The following is an 18,044-nucleotide window of genomic DNA, read 5'->3' as shown; positions in this document are numbered from 1 at the left end:
CTTTAAATATAAGATAATAAAAGATCATTGCAAAATATAACTAATCTTCCAGTGTAGAGAGATCGCCAACCTCTAAACCTAGTTCCTGTGCCCTTAAAACCCTTCTCATAATCTTTCCTGATCTCGTTTTTGGAAGTTTATCAACAAAATCTATCTCCTCAGGTATAGCTATAGGTCCAAGTATTTCCCTCACAGTATTCTGGATCTCCTTCTTAAGCTGATCAGAAGGTTCAACACCTACCTTTAAAACTACAAATGCTTTTATCTTCTGGCCTTTAATAGGATCAGGCTTACCTATAACAGCAGCCTCAACAACATCAGGATGCTCAACTATAGCACTTTCGACCTCCATCGTTCCTATCCTGTGTCCAGCTACAGAGAGAACATCATCAGCCCTTCCAACGATCATTATGTATCCATCTTCATCAATTGATGCAAGGTCGTCTGCATTGTATACGTTATCTATCTCCTTCCAGTATTTCTCATATCTCTCAGGATTTCCCCAGCATGTTCTGAGCATTGAAGGCCAAGGATTTTTTATAACAAGGTAACCGACTGTGTTTGGTGGAAGTTCATTTCCATTTTTGTCAACAACAGCAGCCTCTATCGTGAAGAATGGTTTTCCAGCTTTTCCCGGTTTCATAGGATAGGAAGGTATAGTCGTTATCATATGTGAACCTGTCTCTGTCTGCCACCATGTATCAACAATAACACATCTCTTCCTTCCTATATGCTCGTAATACCAGTGCCATGCCTCAGGATTTATAGGCTCACCAACAGATCCAAGAATTCTTAAAGAGGAAAGATCGTATTTTGCAGGTATCTCATCACCGAATCTCATAAGCATTCTAATAGCTGTAGGTGCTGTGTAAAATATATTAACCCTGTATTTATCAACATACTCCCACCATATACCGGGATGTGGATAAACGGGAACACCTTCCATGATCACAGATGTAACACCGTTTGTTAAAGGTGCGTAAACTATATAACTGTGTCCTGTTATCCATCCTATATCAGCTGTACACCAGTATATATCGTCCTCATGCAGATCAAAAACTATCTTTGCAGTGTAGTAAGTGTTTACCATATATCCACCGGTTGTGTGTAAAACACCTTTTGGCTTTCCTGTAGTTCCTGATGTGTAAAGGATGAAGAGAGGGTCTTCAGAGTCCATCTCCTCAGGTGAACATTCTCCTTTATTTTCCTCTATCAATCTATTAAGATCTACATATTTATCATCTTTATCTGTAACACCTTCTTTATCTCTGTCCCATACAATAACATTCTTTATATAATCAAGATCCTTTATAGCTTTCTCAACTGTGGGAAGTAAGGGTATCTTTCTTCCCCTTCTTTTTGTGTATGTTGCTGTTATAACAGCAGATGCTTTTGCATCATCAATCCTCATATGCAGAGCACCTTCACTGAAACCTGCAAAAACAACGCTGTGTATAACACCTATCCTTGCACATGCAAGCATAGATACAACAGCCTCTATAGAGTTTGGCATATATATGGAAACCCTATCTCCCTTTTTTAAACCGAGTCTTTTAAGACCGTTTGCAAGGGCATTAACCTTTTCTAAAAGCTCACTGTATGTTACCTTCTCCTCATTTCCGTCCTCATCAACGTATATGTAAGCTATCTTGTCCCCTTTACCATTTTTAATATGTCTGTCAAGTGCGTTGTAAGTTATGTTGGTCTTTCCTCCAACAAACCATTTTGCGTACGGGAAGTTCCACTCAAGAACCTTATCCCATTTTCTGAACCAGTGTAACTCCTCTGCAACCTCAGCCCAGAAACCTTCCCTATCCTCAATAGATCTTTTATAGACCTCGTCATAATCCTTTATCCACGCTCTCTTAACTATATCCTCAGGTGGGTATATCTTCTCCTGAACCTTTAAATGGACCTCATCCTTATAGTTAGACATCTTTTCAACCTCCGCAGTTATTTAACAAACTATTACACACTCCCTCTTTTTATTTTTATGATCTTTCTTTCCTTTTTTCCATAGATGCTCTGACAAACGAGACAAAAAGAGGATGAGGTGCAAAAGGCTTACTCTTAAACTCTGGATGAAACTGACAGGCAATGAACCATCTGTGATCAGGAAGTTCTATAATCTCAGCAAGTTTTTTTGCCTTATACTCACCTGAAACAACAAGACCCTTTTCCTCAAGAATAGGTCTGAACTCAGGATTGAACTCATACCTGTGCCTGTGTCTCTCGTATATCTCCTTCTCTCCATAAATCTCGTATGCCTTTGTTCCCTCTTTCAATGTACATTTGTAAGCACCAAGCCTCATTGTTCCACCTTTCCTCTCTATCCCTTTCTGATCAGGCATAAGATCAATAACAGGATAAGGTGTTTCAGGTTCAAACTCTGTTGAGTTTGCCTCTCTGAGCCCTGCCACATTTCTTGCAAACTCTATAACAGCAACCTGCATACCAAGACATATACCGAAGTAAGGTATATCGTTCTCCCTCGCATATTTTGCTGTAAGTATCTTTCCCTCTATACCTCTTTCCCCAAAACCTCCAGGAACAAGTATACCGTCAACATCTCCAAGGAACTGATCTATATTCTCCTCCGTTAGCTCATCAGCATTAACCCATCTGAAGTTAACCCTAACCCTATTAGGTATCTGGGCATGTATAAAGGACTCTATTATACTCTTGTAAGCATCCTTGAGCTCAACATACTTTCCAACTATGGCTATATCAACTTCCCTCTCTAACTTTGATAGTGTTGTAACTATTCTCTGCCAGTCCTTAAGATCAGGTTCTCTATACTCTAAATTTAAGTGCTTTGCCACTATCTGATCAAGCTTTTCCTTTTTCATATGAAGCGGAATTCTGTAAATGATATCAACATCAGGGGCAGATATAACAGCTTCCTCACTTACATTTGTAAACAGTGCAAGCTTTCTTTTTATAGCCTTAGGTAAAGGTCTGTCAGCTCTACAGAGGAGAATATCGGGCTGTATACCTATAGCCCTAAGCTCTTTAACAGAGTGCTGTGATGGTTTTGTTTTCAGCTCTCCAGCTGCAGCAACATAAGGAACATATGTAAGATGTATAAAAAGGGCATTTTCTCTTCCAAGCTCAAGACCCATCTGTCTTATAGCTTCAAGGAAAGGAAGACTCTCAATATCTCCAACAGTTCCGCCTATCTCAATCAGAGCAATATCAGAACCAGCAGCTGCCCTCTCTATACTTTTTATTATCTCATTTGTAAAATGTGGTATAACCTGAACTGTAGCCCCAAGGAAAGCTCCTCTTCTCTCCTTCTCAAGTAAAGAGTTGTAAAGCTTCCCTGATGTTGTGTTGTTATGTTTTGATAGAACAACATTTGTAAATCTCTCATAATGCCCAAGATCTAAGTCCGTCTCAGCTCCATCCTCTGTAACGTAAACCTCTCCGTGCTGATACGGGTTCATAGTTCCCGGATCAATATTAAGATAGGGATCAAGCTTTAAGAATGTTATTCTGTATCCCATCTTCTCAAGGAGTGTTCCTATACTCGCTGAAGCAACTCCTTTTCCAAGTGAGGAAAGAACACCACCGGTAATAAATATGAATTTCTGCAACTTTCTACCTCTACAGCGTATTTTAACGCATTATATTTTAACTCAATTATCCATTAATTTTTTTAATATGCATCTATTGTTATAAAATATTTAATCTACAAAAAATTGAGGTATTAAGACTGATGAAAGAGGAGCTAAAAAAGAAGATCGTTGAATTACTTAAAGACGAAATACCGCAGATATCTGAGGTTGAGGAAAAGATAAAGGTTGAGATCCCTAAGGAAGACAGGTTCGGTGATATATCCATAAACGCAGCTTTTCTTCTTTCAAAGATACTGAGAGATAAGCCTTTAAATATTGCCCAGAGAATAAAAAACATACTTGAGAATGTTGAGGAGTTCTCAAAAGTTGAGGTAGCAGGTGCAGGCTTTATAAATATTTTTCTGTCAAGAAAGTTCTATGCAGATATACTGAAAAGGATAATTCAGGAGAAGGAAAATTACGGAAGATCGGAGAAGAAGGAAGGTTATATAAATGTTGAGTTTGTCAGCGCGAATCCCACAGGTCCTCTCCATCTTGGACATGGAAGGGGTGCTGTCGTAGGTAATGTTGTTTCAAATCTATATGAGTATGCAGGATACACCGTTGAGAGGGAGTTTTATATAAATGATGCAGGAAGACAGATATACAAGCTCGGTGAGTCAGTTTATGCAAGATTCAGACAGATAGATCAGCCTGATTATCCATTTCCTGAGGATGGATACCACGGGGAGTATATAAAGGAGATAGCACAGCATCTGTACAAATATGAAAAGGAAAAGATTCTCTCTATGGTTGATGAGAAACAGGCTATAGATTTCTGCTCAGAGTTTGCAAAGGATATGCTCCTTGAAAGGATAAAAGAGGATCTTAAGGAGTTTGGCGTAACATTTGATATATGGTTCAGCGAGAGATCTTTATACTCATCAGGTAAGGTTGATGAGGCTATAGAATTCTTAAGGAAGAAAGGTCTTATATATGAAAAAGAGGGAGCCGTCTGGGTAAAAACAACACTGTTTGGGGACGATAAAGACAGGGTTATCATAAAATCTGACGGCAGTTATACATACTTCGCAGGTGATATAGCATACCATTACGACAAGTTTAAAAGAGGTTACGACTTCATAATAAATGTGTGGGGTGCTGATCATCACGGATACTTCCCGAGACTAAAATCTGCGGTTATGGCATTTGGTGTAAGGGAGGACTGGATAAGGGTTATTTTCATACAGCTTGTAAAGCTTTTCAAAGAAGGTAAAGAGATAAAGATGTCAAAAAGATCAGGATCTTTCGTAACACTTAAAGAGCTTATAGATGAGGTAGGTAAAGATGCTGTAATATACTTTTTCCTTACAAAAGATCCTGATACACATCTTAATTTTGATATAGATCTTGCCCTTAAAAAATCCTCAGAAAACCCTGTTTACTATGTTCAGTACGCCCATGCAAGAATATGCAGTGTTTTCAGAGAGGCAAAGGAAAGATTTGGTTTTGATCCTGAAAATGATTTTGATGCTGATATTGATCTTTTAAAGGAAGATCAGGAAAGGGTCATTATGAAACATCTATCATTTATACCTGATCTTATTATGGAAGCTGCCTTAAAGGAGCAACCTCATAAACTTACACAGATAACATACGATCTCGCCTCAGATTTCCATTACTACTACAACAACTTTAAGTTTTTAGTTGAGGAAGACGAAAAATTGATGAGGGCAAGACTGTATTTACTAAAAGCTGTAAGGGAAGCATTAAGAACATTGTTTAAACTTATGGGAATAACGCCGGTGGAGAGGATGTAAGATGGATCAGGATCTAAAAGATACGATAAAAAAGTTGGAAGAAGCAAAAACAAAACAGGAAAAGATTGAAAAGATAATAATAATCCTCTCTGGACTTTTAATCATAGTTATTTTTTCAGTTATAGGGATAAATATATATTCAGGTAAAAATGAGACCATATCAGAGCCTGAGATAGATATAGTTGCTGAGAGAACACCTAAGAATTTAGACGAGCATATCCCGTTACACAAAAATATTACAGAGACTAAATCGGCAGAGGTAAAAGTAGAGAAAAAGGAAGAAAACAGAGCTGAATCAAAGGCTGAACCGGTAAAAGAGGAGAAAGTAAAAAAAGAGGAGAAAACAGAGAAAGCTGATATTCAGAAAAAAACTACAGTAAACATAGAAAAGAAGGCCGAGGTAAAGAAAGAGAAAAAAGTTGCAGAGAAGAAGCAGAAAGAAACAGCTCTCTCTCCTGAAAAAGGTTTTTACTACGTCCAGCTTGGTGCCTTCAGTTCAAGAAAAAAGGCAGAAAAGTTTATATCAGGTCTTGGTCTGAAAAATGTATTCATTGTTGAGGAGAAAGGTCTCCACAAGGTTCTGGTAGGAAAGTTCAAAAGCAGAAAGGAAGCATACAGATATATGAGAGAAAAGGATATAAAAGGTTTTGTAAGAAAGCTGTAGCTTTCGCTACAGCCTAATTTATCTGATCCTTATCAGGTACTTTTTCTTCACTCTCTTCAGGTTTTGAGGCCTGCTTAATAAGGTCTTTCATTATATTTGCCAGAAACTCACCTCTGTTTATTATTGTGTGATCCTTAAATGTTCTGTCCCTTCCAGCTTTGGCTATAGCCTCCCTTTCCATAGGGTTCTCTTCAAGGTAGTACGCTATCTTACCTTCTATCTCCACACTGTCTATAGGATGGTATGTCACTATCTCCTTATCAGCCTGGTAAAAGGATTTTGCTGAGAGCTTTTCCTCAATCATTGTAAGAGTATTGCAGGCAACAGCGTTGAATGTTGTGTAACCGAGTCCCGAAGGTAAGAAAGGAGGCTGGCTCAAAAGAGTTATCTTTGTCTTGGAAAGGAAGCTTATAACATCCTTCTCTTTAACAACATCCTCATAAACGATAATATTTTCTTTAACCTCTCCATTTACAGGTCCAAGAACATTTATATCAAAATCCTCTATAGACTCAAGTATGTTCCATCTTCTCAGATTCATAGCGTATATACCTATCTCAGAAAGGAAAGCCATAAACTCCTGATCCTTCTCCTGTTGGAAGTTGATTATAGCCTGCTGGAACTGTGGATTGAACTGTGAGAGAAGATAACCTGAAGCGTACCTTATAGGCATATCAGGGTTTCTGTATATCATCCTTCCGAGCTCAACAGCAAAACCGTAAATATGTTCATCAAACCTCTCTTTCCATCCGTTCTCAATAATTGTCGGGTCTGTAACAGGACCTATAAACGCTACATCAAACTCCTTCTCCTGAACAGGTGGTGGAAAGTTTGTAGGAAATATTCCCGGTGCTAAAAAGGCAACATTCTTCCCCATTGATCCAAGCCACTGGCTGTGTTCAACATCAATAGTGAGATAAAGTATCTGGTTTGAGGATATCACAGGTTTTATCTTCGCGTAATGTAACATAGGATCATCAAGAAACCATGTTATATGTATATTTCCAACTATATCTGCGAGAGGTACCTTTTTACCATCCTGCTCTGCATATATAAGCCCATCAAGGTTAAGATCAAAAGTGAAAAGAGGCTTGAACTCCATAAGTTCATTGACAAGATCCTGAATGTTATCCTTTGTTGGTGTTATAACCTTTACCTCAAAATCTCTTGCTGCTATAGTTTTACTTAGACCTTCTATAATACTATCTGTAATCCCCCTTGGATCAGGTGTCTTGATAAAAACAACTCTCGGTTTCATATTTCCTCCTTACCTATTCTGGTATAATTTTTGCAACTATTATTATATAACTTTAGGAGATTTTATGACGTTACAGATAGACAAGAAAGTTCTTCTGTTCGGGGTGGGGATCTTTGGAAGGGAAATTCTCAGGGAGCTCCTGAAGAAATGGTCCGTGATAGCTGTAGATTATGATGAAAATACTATAGAAGAGCTTGAGGACGAGTACAGGGATGAGGAGAGATTACAGCTTATACATGGTGATGCGAGCAGTATACTCACATGGAAGAAGATAGATATTGAGAATGTTATAAACATAATATCAACGATAAGTGATGCAGATGTATCTCTTGAGGTCTGCAGAATCGGAAGGGAGGTTTTTAATCTTAATGTAAATATCGTTGTTCTCCTCTTTGAAGAGGAAAGGGAAGAGGAGTTTGAGAAGTTCAATATAAACATTGTAAAACCTGCAGAACTGACAACAAAAATCGTTATATCAAAGATAGAGAGGAATTACTCTATAGCAACAAATATAGGTCTTGGTAAAGGTGAGATCGTAGAGGCAAAGATACTTGCAAGATCTCATCTCGTTGACAGAAAGCTTAAATATCTAAAACCTACAAGATGGAGAATCGCAGCTATATACAGGGACAGCGAGCTTATACTACCGTCAGGTGATGAGAGAATAAAAGTTGGGGACAGGGTGATAATAATAGGTGATCCAAAGGTTCTTGAAAATCTTGTAAATATTCTTCTTAAAGGGATTCCCCAGTTTCCGTTACAGTTCGGTATGGATATAGCTGTTCCCTATTCAGGAAACACAAAGATATCCTTTGAGGAAGCTGCATACCTTAAGAAAAACACGAAAGCCCATAAACTTCTGATCTTTCCTGTAAAAAACTATAGAATCAGGGAGGATTTTGATTATATAAAGAACACAGTTAAGAAATTTGAGATTAAGGAAAGTGTAAATAACTTTATTGATCTTTTTTACTACGAAAATAATATAGGTGTTATAGTTTACCCGTTTGTTAAAGAGCCATTTTTTAAAGGGAGAACATTAAAAAAGATACTTAAAACTGCTAAGAAACCTGTTCTTATATCAAGGGGTAACTTCCCTTACTCAGAGATAACAATATCACTTAACTGTCCTGATCCTGCATTTAATCTTGAGATAGGTATAGAACTTTCAAGACTTATGAAACTTCCATTTGAGGTTCTTTATATAACTATGCCTCAGGAACTGAGAGGTGACGAAGAGGAAGAAAAACTGAGGGAGAGACATGAGATCGTTTCTGATTTTGAGCAGATATACAAAACAAATATAAAATACAAGGTTCTTGAAGGAAATCCTGTTAAAGAGACATTAAAGTTTATGTCCGACGAATCAAAAAGAAAAAATCTGTTCATAACCACATATGATAAGAATGAGGAGATCTCAATCTTCAAACCTCACGTCCAGTACCATATAACAAAGAGTATAAAAAACTCCGTTCTTCTTCTTCCTTTAGAGGAGCTGTATGGATAAACATGAAGCTATACTTCTGCTTGTTATCTCTATAGGTGCCTTTGTTATACCTTTTATTATCAGAAGGCTTTATCTTCCTTCAGCTGTTGGTGAGATATTCTACGGTCTTGTTCTCGGTATATTTTTCAAGGATATCATACATGAGACACCTATAGTTAAACTACTTGGAGAGCTTGGATTTATAATCCTTATGTATCTCGCAGGTCTTGAGATAAACTTTGACAGGATAAGATCAACCTCTAAAAAGGATCTTTCTGTATACATACTCAGCCTATTTATGATAGTTTTTCTATCATTCTATATAACATTTTCATTTGAGTTTCCTCTTATCTATGCACTTGTTTTTATGACAATAGCTATAGGACTTCTATATCCTGTTCTAAAGGATACAGGTCTTCTAAAAACAAACTTTGCCCAGTCAGTTTTAATAATAGGAAGTATAGGGGAGATCATAAGTCTTTTATTTATCACAGGCTTCACACTTTACTACCAGTTTGGACTTTCAACAAAGGCATTAATACATCTAATAGAGATATACATATTCTTCGCCTTAGCTTACTTTATCATAAGAATATTCCAGCTTTTTATATGGTGGAATCCAAAATGGACATCAACATTCCTTAAAACCGGTGATCCTACAGAGACAGGTATAAGGGCAAACTTTGTTAATATGTTTATATTTGTCGCCCTTGCAAGCCTTTTAAGTATGGAGCCGATTATAGGTGCATTTATGGGCGGTATGCTTTTCGCCCTTGTTTTTAAAGAGAGAAAAGAGATACAGGAGAAGTTCAGTGCCTTTGGATACGGATTTCTGATCCCTATATTCTTCATAGAGGTCGGTCTACAGTTTGACATATTCCAGCTTATAAAACCTGAGATAATAATAAGTGCTTTAATTCTGACAGCTGTTATATTCTTTATAAGATCTGTTGCTGCAATGATATTTGTATTCTCAGGCTTCTCATGGAAAGAGATATTTCTGATCCCTTTCTCACTTTCAATGCCTTTAACTCTCCTTGTTGCTATAGCAACGATAGGTCTTGAGGTTAATATGCTGGATAAAAAACAGGCATCCGTTGTTATACTGAGTGCTATACTTAGTGGACTGATATACCCATGGCTGTTTAAAATTATTGTTAGGAAAATTAAAATTGAAGAATCAAAGGAAAGGGTTAAAATTAATAGAACATAAAACTAAAAAGGATAAAAAAAATGTATAATCTAACAACTGATGAGGCTGTTTTCACCATAATTGATATCGAGACAACAGGTTTTAACCCAGAGAGCAACGATATAATAGAGATCGCAGCAATAAAATATCAGGGAAATATAATCCTGGATAGATTCTGGAGTCTTATAAAACCTGAGATTGAGCTTATACCTGAACATATATCAAAGCTTACAGGGATAACAACAGCTATGGTTATTGATCAGCCTACAGTTGATAAGGTTCTGCCTGATTTTTTAAACTTTATAGAAAATACAATACTAGTCGGTCACAATATAAGGTTTGATCTTGCATTTTTAAACAAAAAGGCAAAGGAGATACTGAATAAGACGATAAAAAACCCATTTATATGCACAGACCATCTCGCAAGAAAGATACTCTCAGACATAGACAGTAAATCCCTTGCAAGTATAGCCCAGCATTTCAATATACCTTTCTCAAGACAGCACAGGGCGATGTATGATGCTGAGGTAAACCTTGAGATTTTTATAAAGATGCTCCGCTTCCTTGAGGATTACAATGTTTTTAAGGTTATGGATATAATAAAACTGTCTGAAGGGAAAAAAGTTAACTACAGGGAAAAAAGGAGAAGGTATGTTTAGGATAGGTATTATAGGCTGTGGAAATATGGGTGAGGCTTTAATAAAAGGCTTTATTGAGAAGGGAGGTGTAAGATCAACGGATATTATAGTGTCTGATATAGATCCTGAAAGGGTTAAACAGATAGTGAATAGATACAATGTTGCCGGAACAGAAAGTAACAGAAAGGTTGTTGATCTCTCCCAGCTAATAATACTGGCGGTAAAACCAAAGGATATTGAAAATACATTAGAGCCTTTAAAGGATCTTTTTGACGAAGGAAAGATAGTTGTATCAGTTCTTGCAGGAGTAAAAATAGAAAGGATAAAAAATATCCTGGGGAAGGATATTCCCGTTGTAAGGGTTATGCCCAACACACCTGCAGTTATAGGTGAAGGTGCCGTTGGTATATCATTTGATCCGGTTATAGATCAGGAAAAAAGGAAAGAGATAAAAGATCTTTTCAGCTCTGTAGGACTGGCGATCGTTGTCGAAGAATCCCTTATGGATGCTGTAACAGGCCTTTCAGGAAGTGGACCGGCATATGTTTTCACATTTATAGATGCCCTTGCACAGGGCGGTGTAAAATGCGGTCTGTCTTACAGGGAAGCACTTGATCTTGCAGTTCAGACTGTTTTAGGATCAGCTATGCTTATAAAGGAAACAGGTGAACATCCATCTGTTCTGAGGGACAGGGTAACATCTCCTGGGGGAACAACGATTTACGGTCTCCATGAACTTGAAAAGGGATCTTTAAGGGATACAGTGATAAATGCTGTAGAGAGTGCAACAAAGAGAAGTAAAGAGCTGTCAGAATAAAAAAAGGGGCTAAAAGCCCCCTTATATTAATGAATTCCTTTCCACATCTTCTTCTTCCATGCGTATGTCAGCCCGATCATAACAAGCATGTAGAGGAGAACACCTATTCCTATCTTTGTTCTCGCCTCTTTATTAGGATCAGCTATCTCTCCAAGGTAGTGTTCAATCTTCTCCGTTGCCTCTTCGTTAAGACCGATTCTTGGCATTGATGTTCCTGGAAGTAAAGCCTGAGGTCTGTTAACGAATGCAACAATATACTCTCCACCTTTCGCCCTGTGTATAACAGAGAAATCAGGTGGAACTTTTCCAAGATAAGACTTCAGAATGTTAGGTGGTGTTTCTGTATGGAATTTCTGGTATTTGATACTGTGACATCTTCCACAGGCTTCAATCGTTGCTTCTTTTCCATCCATATCCTTTTTGGCTATAGATTTCATGTAGGCGATAATATCCATGATCTGCTGATCATCAAGCCCCATGGCAGGCATGGCTATCTTTGGAAACTCCGTAGCTTTAGCAGGATCCTTAAGGAAGTTATAGAGGAATTTCTCATCAAGGAGAGCTCCAAGGTTTGAAAGATCAGGAGGAACAACACCGTAAGACTCTGCTGCAGTTTTTGGATCCATTGGAGCGGGTATGTTATCAGCCTTTATGCCGTGACATGATGTACAGAACATCTGTACAGCTTCTTTTCCTCTCTTTGCATCCCCTTTTATTGAATGGGGCATCGGTTCCAGATCTGAATACTCATAATCAGGAAGGTTGTACTTGTGAATAGCCTCCTCAATATGTTTATGCATTATGCTGTGGGCGAGAGGTTCTATTCCCCAGTATCCTATTAGAACCAGAACTACCATTACTATCAGTATTTTTAATTCTTTCATTACTGCCTACCTCCAGATTCAACCTGTTTTCTCTCTATCTTAGAGATAATTGGGAGGGATAGGAAAAATGCAAAGTATATTAAACTTGTTATAAGTCCCATCCATGCAAAAAGTCCTGATGGTGGTAATTTACCAAGTATAGTTAACGCTATAAAATCAAGGACAAAAATCCAGAACATTATTCTAAACAGAGGTCTGTGTTTTCCACTAACGATAGGTGATGTATCAAGCCATGGAAGGAAGAGTATGATAAACATACTAATAGCGAAAGCTATCAGACCCATGTTCTGACTGAAGAAGAAACCTCTTAAAACTTCGTAGAAAGCAAGGAAGTACCACTCAGGGTAGATATGAAGTGGTGTCTGGAGGTAGTTTGCAGGCTCAAAGTTAATCGGATCCATAGCAAACTTGTAGTTAAAGAACACAAGGTAGAAGAAGAACAGTAAGAATACTGACATTACAAAGTACTCTTTAGCCATAAATACAGGCCAGAAAGGAATTCCTTTTTCTTTCTTCTCTTCCTTTGTCATAGGTATTCCATCTTCATTGTTACTACCAACAATTCTAACGGCATACATATGAACAGCTGTTATAACGATTATAAGAAGTGGGAGTAAAACAACGTGAAGTGCGAAGAATCTTGTAAGAGTAGCATCTTCAACGATATAGTTACCTCTCATCCATATAACAAGATCAGGACCTATAAATGGTATCTTTTCAAAAAGGGTTGTTATTGTCTGAGCAGCCCAGTAAGACATCTGTCCCCAAGGGAGTAGATAACCTGTAAAAGCTGTTGCTGCCATAAGAACGAAGAGGAGGAAACCTGTTATCCATACTATCTCCCTTGGTGGCTTGAATGATCCGTAATAAATACCCCTTGCTATATGAATAAACAGAACGAGGAACATTATACTTGCACCAACAGCATGAACATGTCTGAAAACCCATCCATAAGCAACATCCATCATAATTGTCTTGTTTACACTATCAAACGCCATATGAGAATCAGGTTTGTAATACATAAGAAGGAATATACCGCTTATTATCAGAATAACGAAAACGAGCATTGTAAGAACACCAAAACTCCATAGGAAGTTTATATTTTTAGGAAGATAGTATTCAGACATCATAACTCTCCAGAGGTCACTTACAGCAAGCCTCTGGTCTAACCAGGATTTTTTAGCTTCTTCTTTCCTTTCCATCTTTCACTCCTCCTAACCTTGGATCAATTTTTTGTATTCTGGACCTTCTTCACCTAACACAATTGTTGTTCCTTCAAGTTTAAACGGTGGTATATCAAGTGGTCTTGGAGGAGGTCCAAATATATTTTTACCGCAGGCATCGTATCTACCACCGTGACACGGACAGTGCCATACCTTTTCTTCAGGTATCCAGTTAGGAATACATCCAAGGTGCGTACAGATCCCTAATACTACAGTGTACTCTCCGGCAACAGTTCTTTTGTCACATCCGCCCATATCAGACGTTCTTCTCAGGATAAATACAGGTTTTCCCCTCCAGGATACAACCTTTATCTCTCCTGGCTGAACGGTGGAAAGGTCAAATTTTACTGTAGCCTGTGCCTTAACTTCAGGAAGGGGCTCCCATGTTTTGTACATCGCATATAGAACAGCCCCAGCTCCGACAGCAGCCCAACCTCCCATCGCATAAAGGAGGAAGTCACGCCTGCTCATTTTTTCTTCAGCCATTTCTAAACCTCCAGATATTTTTCTTCGGTAAGTGATCTCTAACCCTATTATTATATCAGTTTTATCAAAATTTAAAGCGTCTCATATTCAATTTAGACTTTTATATCACATATATTCTTTATATTTTCCATTATAAATATCTAAATTTCAAATTTCTGTTTACTAACCTCCCACAAAGATATAGCTGCAGCAGCTGAGACATTCAAAGATGTAATCTTTCCGAACATAGGTATAGAAACAATCATATCAGAGTTTTCTAAAACTGTTTTTGAAACACCCTTTCCTTCAGATCCAAGAACAATAAGAGCTGGAAACGGGAAAGATACTTTATGTATGGGTTTACCTCCCTTCTCAACGGATATAACCCATCCACCTCTTTTCTTAAATTTATCTATAAACTGTCTTATATTTCCAACTTTTGCTATTGGAAGATAAAAAACCGCACCTGTTGATGCTTTAACAACAACCTCATTTATAGGTGAACTTCTTTCTCTTGGAACAATAATACCTGATGAACCTAAAACCTCAGCAGTTCTTATGATATTTCCAACATTCTGTGGATCTGTTATATGATCCAGAATAACACCAAAACCGTTTTTTTCTATTATATGCTCTATGAGGGCGTCAGGATCCCAATAAGAAACAGGACTTAAAAGGGCTACTACTCCCTGTGTTTTTTTTGTTCCAGCTGTTTCCTCAATTTTTTTCCTTGGAACTCTCTGGATCTTTACCTTCCGCTTCTCAGCAAGCTTCACCAGTTCTTTTGGTAGATGAGAATCATGAGCAACCATAATCTTTTCCAGTTCTTTTCCCGATCTTAAAGCCTCTATAACAGGATTTCTGCCCCATATAACAAATTTATCTTCCATATATATTTAATCACTCCTTATCTTTTTATCTCTTGATATAGATCAAAATAATTTTTCACCCTCTTTTATACGGTATCCTCTCACAGCATCAGCTGCCGATATAGGTTTTGAGTTTGGAAACTGGACCTTTTTGATGAGAAGTTTCCCCTTCCCTGTCTGAACTACGAACCCTTCATCTTTCATGATCTTTACTATCTCTCCAGGTTCTCCTTCAGATCTTTCATCAATTATTTCACACTCAAGTATCTTTATCTGTGTATCTCTAAAATTTGAAAATGCCTTTGGCCATACCTTCAAAGCCCTTACCTGATTAAAGATCTCCCTTGCAGATCTTTTCCAGTCTATCCTCCCTTCCTCTTTTTCTATAGGTTTTGCGTATGTTGCCCTTTCATGATCCTGTGGAACCTTTTTTATCTCCCCTTTTTCTATCTTATCAAGAGTGTCCAGTAGAAGCTTAGCCCCTTCCTTCGCAAGTTTATCATGCAGAGACACAATATCATCCTGATCTGTTATAGGTATCTCAACACACTGATAGATATCACCAGCATCCAGCTCCTTCACTATCTCCATAATACAGACACCTGTTTTTTCCTTTCCTTCCATTATAGCCCTGTGAATAGGTGCAGCTCCTCTATACTCAGGGAGAAGCGATGCATGAACATTCACCGTTTTATACTTTGGTAAATTTATTATCTCCTCAGGAAGAATCTTACCATACGCAACAACAACAAATATATCAGGTTCAAGCTCTTTTAGTTTCTGGTAAAGCTCTTTATTCCCTTTAACCTTCTCAGGCTGAAAAACGGGTATACTGTATTTTTCGGCTAAAACCTTAACAGGAGGCGGTTGTACCTTCTTTCCTCTGCCTTTAGGTTTGTCAGGCTGTGTAACAACAGCTACAACCTGATGCTTTGATTCTATCAAAGCCTTTAAGCTCTCAACAGCAAAGTCAGGTGTTCCCCAGAAAACTACTCTCAATATTCCCTCCGCTTTTTACATATATTTTTAACATAAAATCATCTTTTAGAATATAATTATTTTAACTGTTAAAATAAAAATCAGGAAAAGAAGGTTGATCTTAAAATACTTGCTCATATCCCTTGCCGGTTTTTTAGGCTCCTACCACTGTGTCGGTATGTGTGGATTTATACCACCTCTTATAATACACAGATCATGGCTGATTGGGAATATACTGTACTCCGCAGGAAGACTGTTTACCTACTCATTTTTAGGATTTATAGCAGGCTATCTCGGGATGTTTTTCCACTCTATGCAGTTCCAGTACTTCCAGAAAGGTTTATCAATTTTTCTTGGGGTTATGATGATATTTTTTGGCCTTCAGGTGGCAGGAAGCATAAAGGAAAAAGGTGTTATAGGTCTTGATCTTATATTTACAACTGTTGCTGAGATACTCTCAAAGTTCAGGAAAAATCCTTTTTTCCTTGGTATGTTTAACGGCTTTCTACCCTGTCCACTTGTTTATGCATTTTTGATGCAGGCTGTTTTTGAAAGGGATCCTTTAAAAGGTGCAACGGTTATGTTATTCTTCGGACTTGGAACAATACCTGCCATGCTTTTTGCCAGCAAGTTATTCCAGATACTCTCACCAAGATTGAGGAAAAAGGTATCATCTTTTGCAGGATTTATTATAATCATACTTGGTATATGGATCATACTAAGAGCTTTTGGTATAGGACACCACCATTAAGAGGTTTAAAATGATAGAAAAGATAACCGTCCAGTCGTTTGGTGCGGCCAAAACGGTAACAGGCTCATGTCATCTCATAACAGCAGGAAAATTAAAGATACTTGTTGACTGTGGTCTTTTTCAGGGGATTGATGAGGAAAGAAACTACGATCCTTTCCTCTTTGACCCAAAGGATATAGACTACCTGATAGTTACCCATGCCCATCTTGATCATATAGGTAGGATACCTCTTCTTGTTAAAAACGGCTTCAGAGGAAAGATAATCTCAACAAAACCAACAAGGATAATATCAAGGATCATGTTACTTGATGCTGCCAAGGTTATGGAAGAGGAGTACAGGGTTGAGTACAGGAAGGCGTTGAGAAGGGGCGAACCTGAGAAGGTAAAACCTCCACTTTTTGATGAAGATGATGTTTATGAGGCTATGGAGCATTTCAGGATACAGCTTGAGTACGACCAGCCTTTAAAACTTACTGAGAGCATAAGAATAAGATTTAAAAATGCAGGACATATACTCGGTTCAGCTTACGTTCAGATAGATATCGATACTGTCTCAGGGGTGAAAACACTGATATTTTCAGGAGATCTTGGACTTAAGGAAAGGCTTATCATAGATCCTTTAACATTCTCAGACAGAGGTGAGTACATATTCGTTGAGTCAACCTATGGAAACAGAAAACACAGATCTCTTGAAGAAAGTATTGATGAGTTTGAGAAGGCTATAGTTGAAAGTTTTGAGGATGGTGGAAACATTGTTATTCCCACATTTGCCCTTGAAAGATCTCAGGAGATACTTTTTGTTTTGAGGATGATGTATGACCAGGGCAGACTCCCTAAATGCAAGATCTTCCTCGACAGTCCCCTTGCCATATCTGCAACAAAGATATTCCTCCAGTTTCCGGAGTACTTCAACTCCGATCTTAAAGATATGATAAGAAAAGGAGAAAACCCATTTATATTCCCGTATGTTCATTTCACACAGACTGTTGAGGAATCAAAGATGATAAACAGTATTGATAACGGTGCTATAATCCTTGCAGGAAGCGGGATGTGTACAGGCGGAAGGATAAAACACCATCTCAAACACAACCTCTGGAGACCTGAGAGCAGTGTGATATTCGTTGGATATCAGGCAAAGGGAACACTTGGAAGAAGAATTATAGATGGTGCAGAAAAAGTAAAGATATACGGGGAGGAGATAGCTGTTAAGGCAAGAATATACACTATAAACGGCTTTTCATCCCATGCTGATAAACCTGTCCTTATTGAGTGGCTGAAAAACTTTAAAAACAGAAAAAATATATTTCTGATACATGGTGAACCTGAGGTTCTTGAGATATTCAGAGAGAATATAAATCAGGAGCTTAAGATAAGATCACATATTGTTGAATTTGGTGAAAAAATATATATTAATTAGTTTAATTATAAATAAAGGAGGTTGT

At 37.8% G+C, this 18,044-nt stretch carries 16 protein-coding genes; 8 read left to right on the top strand and 8 right to left on the bottom strand.

The features are described 5' to 3' along the window. Positions 1-40: 40 nt before the first annotated feature. Positions 41-1,936, bottom strand: a complete 1,896-nt coding sequence (acs, locus tag PERMA_RS02980; RefSeq protein WP_015898930.1) for an acetate--CoA ligase — start codon at positions 1,934-1,936, stop codon at positions 41-43. 55 nt (positions 1,937-1,991) lie between these two features. Beyond that, positions 1,992-3,596: a CTP synthase gene (pyrG, locus tag PERMA_RS02975; RefSeq protein ID WP_012675619.1), complete on the bottom strand. Its 1,605-nt coding sequence runs from the start codon at positions 3,594-3,596 to the stop codon at positions 1,992-1,994. Between the two features lie 122 nt (positions 3,597-3,718). Between pyrG and argS the strand changes: the two genes are divergently transcribed. Both argS and PERMA_RS02965 read left to right on the top strand, forming a co-directional pair. Further along, a complete protein-coding gene (argS, locus tag PERMA_RS02970; RefSeq protein WP_012676752.1) occupies positions 3,719-5,377 on the top strand; it encodes an arginine--tRNA ligase in 1,659 nt (552 codons plus the stop codon). Position 5,378: 1 nt separating this feature from the next. Next, positions 5,379-6,041: an SPOR domain-containing protein gene (locus PERMA_RS02965; protein WP_012675885.1), complete on the top strand. Its 663-nt coding sequence runs from the start codon at positions 5,379-5,381 to the stop codon at positions 6,039-6,041. A gap of 13 nt (positions 6,042-6,054) precedes the next feature. On the opposite strand, the gene PERMA_RS02960 is transcribed toward PERMA_RS02965, so the two are convergent. Further along, positions 6,055-7,299: a glycosyltransferase gene (locus tag PERMA_RS02960; RefSeq protein WP_012676883.1), complete on the bottom strand. Its 1,245-nt coding sequence runs from the start codon at positions 7,297-7,299 to the stop codon at positions 6,055-6,057. Positions 7,300-7,363: 64 nt separating this feature from the next. Here PERMA_RS02960 and PERMA_RS02955 point away from each other — a divergent pair, with 64 nt between their 5' ends. Genes PERMA_RS02955 through proC form a run of 4 tightly spaced genes read left to right on the top strand, consistent with a single transcriptional unit; the run spans position 7,364 to position 11,432 of the window. Continuing rightward, entirely contained in the window at positions 7,364-8,806 is a 1,443-nt protein-coding gene (locus PERMA_RS02955) for an NAD-binding protein (protein WP_012676264.1), read from the top strand. Next, positions 8,799-9,998, top strand: coding sequence for a cation:proton antiporter (locus tag PERMA_RS02950; protein ID WP_015899009.1), 1,200 nt, complete (start codon positions 8,799-8,801; stop codon positions 9,996-9,998). The genes PERMA_RS02955 and PERMA_RS02950 overlap by 8 nt, the downstream gene beginning before the upstream one ends. Positions 9,999-10,018: 20 nt before the next feature. Further along, positions 10,019-10,636, top strand: coding sequence for a 3'-5' exonuclease (locus PERMA_RS02945; RefSeq protein WP_012675449.1), 618 nt, complete (start codon positions 10,019-10,021; stop codon positions 10,634-10,636). Continuing rightward, a complete protein-coding gene (proC, locus tag PERMA_RS02940; RefSeq protein ID WP_012676287.1) occupies positions 10,629-11,432 on the top strand; it encodes a pyrroline-5-carboxylate reductase in 804 nt (267 codons plus the stop codon). The genes PERMA_RS02945 and proC overlap by 8 nt, the downstream gene beginning before the upstream one ends. Before the next feature lie 26 nt (positions 11,433-11,458). Here the strand turns inward: proC and PERMA_RS02935 are convergent, their stop codons facing one another. The 5 genes from PERMA_RS02935 to fmt all read right to left on the bottom strand — a co-directional run bounded on the left by PERMA_RS02935 (position 11,459) and on the right by fmt (position 15,872). Continuing rightward, a complete protein-coding gene (locus PERMA_RS02935; protein ID WP_012676448.1) occupies positions 11,459-12,316 on the bottom strand; it encodes a c-type cytochrome in 858 nt (285 codons plus the stop codon). Continuing rightward, positions 12,316-13,518: a cytochrome b gene (locus PERMA_RS02930; RefSeq protein WP_012675311.1), complete on the bottom strand. Its 1,203-nt coding sequence runs from the start codon at positions 13,516-13,518 to the stop codon at positions 12,316-12,318. The genes PERMA_RS02935 and PERMA_RS02930 overlap by 1 nt, the downstream gene beginning before the upstream one ends. A gap of 12 nt (positions 13,519-13,530) precedes the next feature. Continuing rightward, complete coding sequence (locus tag PERMA_RS02925; RefSeq protein WP_012676118.1) at positions 13,531-14,025, bottom strand: Rieske 2Fe-2S domain-containing protein; 495 nt, start codon at positions 14,023-14,025, stop codon at positions 13,531-13,533. Positions 14,026-14,165: 140 nt separating this feature from the next. After that, positions 14,166-14,894, bottom strand: a complete 729-nt coding sequence (gene rlmB / locus PERMA_RS02920; protein WP_015898912.1) for a 23S rRNA (guanosine(2251)-2'-O)-methyltransferase RlmB — start codon at positions 14,892-14,894, stop codon at positions 14,166-14,168. Positions 14,895-14,936: 42 nt separating this feature from the next. Next, positions 14,937-15,872: a methionyl-tRNA formyltransferase gene (gene fmt, locus PERMA_RS02915; RefSeq protein WP_012675963.1), complete on the bottom strand. Its 936-nt coding sequence runs from the start codon at positions 15,870-15,872 to the stop codon at positions 14,937-14,939. Between the two features lie 94 nt (positions 15,873-15,966). Here fmt and PERMA_RS02910 point away from each other — a divergent pair, with 94 nt between their 5' ends. Then, positions 15,967-16,602: a sulfite exporter TauE/SafE family protein gene (locus tag PERMA_RS02910; protein ID WP_041530870.1), complete on the top strand. Its 636-nt coding sequence runs from the start codon at positions 15,967-15,969 to the stop codon at positions 16,600-16,602. 10 nt (positions 16,603-16,612) lie between these two features. Beyond that, positions 16,613-18,019 (top strand): MBL fold metallo-hydrolase RNA specificity domain-containing protein, encoded by a 1,407-nt coding sequence (locus PERMA_RS02905; RefSeq protein WP_012675751.1) that lies wholly within the window; start codon positions 16,613-16,615, stop codon positions 18,017-18,019. Positions 18,020-18,044: the final 25 nt, after the last annotated feature.

This window comes from Persephonella marina EX-H1, from assembly GCF_000021565.1.
In the GTDB taxonomy this organism is placed as follows: domain Bacteria; phylum Aquificota; class Aquificia; order Aquificales; family Hydrogenothermaceae; genus Persephonella; species Persephonella marina.
This window is presented reverse-complemented; position numbering and strand designations above follow the sequence as displayed.

Bases quoted from the DNA above. Each gene is read 5' to 3' on its own strand.
- PERMA_RS02925 (WP_012676118.1), bottom strand. From the start codon at position 14,025: ATGGCTGAAGAAAAAATGAGCAGGCGTGACTTCCTCCTTTATGCGATG.
- PERMA_RS02965 (WP_012675885.1), top strand. From the start codon at position 5,379: ATGGATCAGGATCTAAAAGATACGATAAAAAAGTTGGAAGAAGCAAAA.
- PERMA_RS02905 (WP_012675751.1), top strand. From the start codon at position 16,613: ATGATAGAAAAGATAACCGTCCAGTCGTTTGGTGCGGCCAAAACGGTA.
- proC (WP_012676287.1), top strand. From the start codon at position 10,629: ATGTTTAGGATAGGTATTATAGGCTGTGGAAATATGGGTGAGGCTTTA.
- PERMA_RS02955 (WP_012676264.1), top strand. From the start codon at position 7,364: ATGACGTTACAGATAGACAAGAAAGTTCTTCTGTTCGGGGTGGGGATC.
- rlmB (WP_015898912.1), bottom strand. From the start codon at position 14,894: ATGGAAGATAAATTTGTTATATGGGGCAGAAATCCTGTTATAGAGGCT.
- PERMA_RS02950 (WP_015899009.1), top strand. From the start codon at position 8,799: ATGGATAAACATGAAGCTATACTTCTGCTTGTTATCTCTATAGGTGCC.
- PERMA_RS02945 (WP_012675449.1), top strand. From the start codon at position 10,019: ATGTATAATCTAACAACTGATGAGGCTGTTTTCACCATAATTGATATC.
- PERMA_RS02930 (WP_012675311.1), bottom strand. From the start codon at position 13,518: ATGGAAAGGAAAGAAGAAGCTAAAAAATCCTGGTTAGACCAGAGGCTT.
- PERMA_RS02935 (WP_012676448.1), bottom strand. From the start codon at position 12,316: ATGAAAGAATTAAAAATACTGATAGTAATGGTAGTTCTGGTTCTAATA.
- argS (WP_012676752.1), top strand. From the start codon at position 3,719: ATGAAAGAGGAGCTAAAAAAGAAGATCGTTGAATTACTTAAAGACGAA.
- PERMA_RS02960 (WP_012676883.1), bottom strand. From the start codon at position 7,299: ATGAAACCGAGAGTTGTTTTTATCAAGACACCTGATCCAAGGGGGATT.
- acs (WP_015898930.1), bottom strand. From the start codon at position 1,936: ATGTCTAACTATAAGGATGAGGTCCATTTAAAGGTTCAGGAGAAGATA.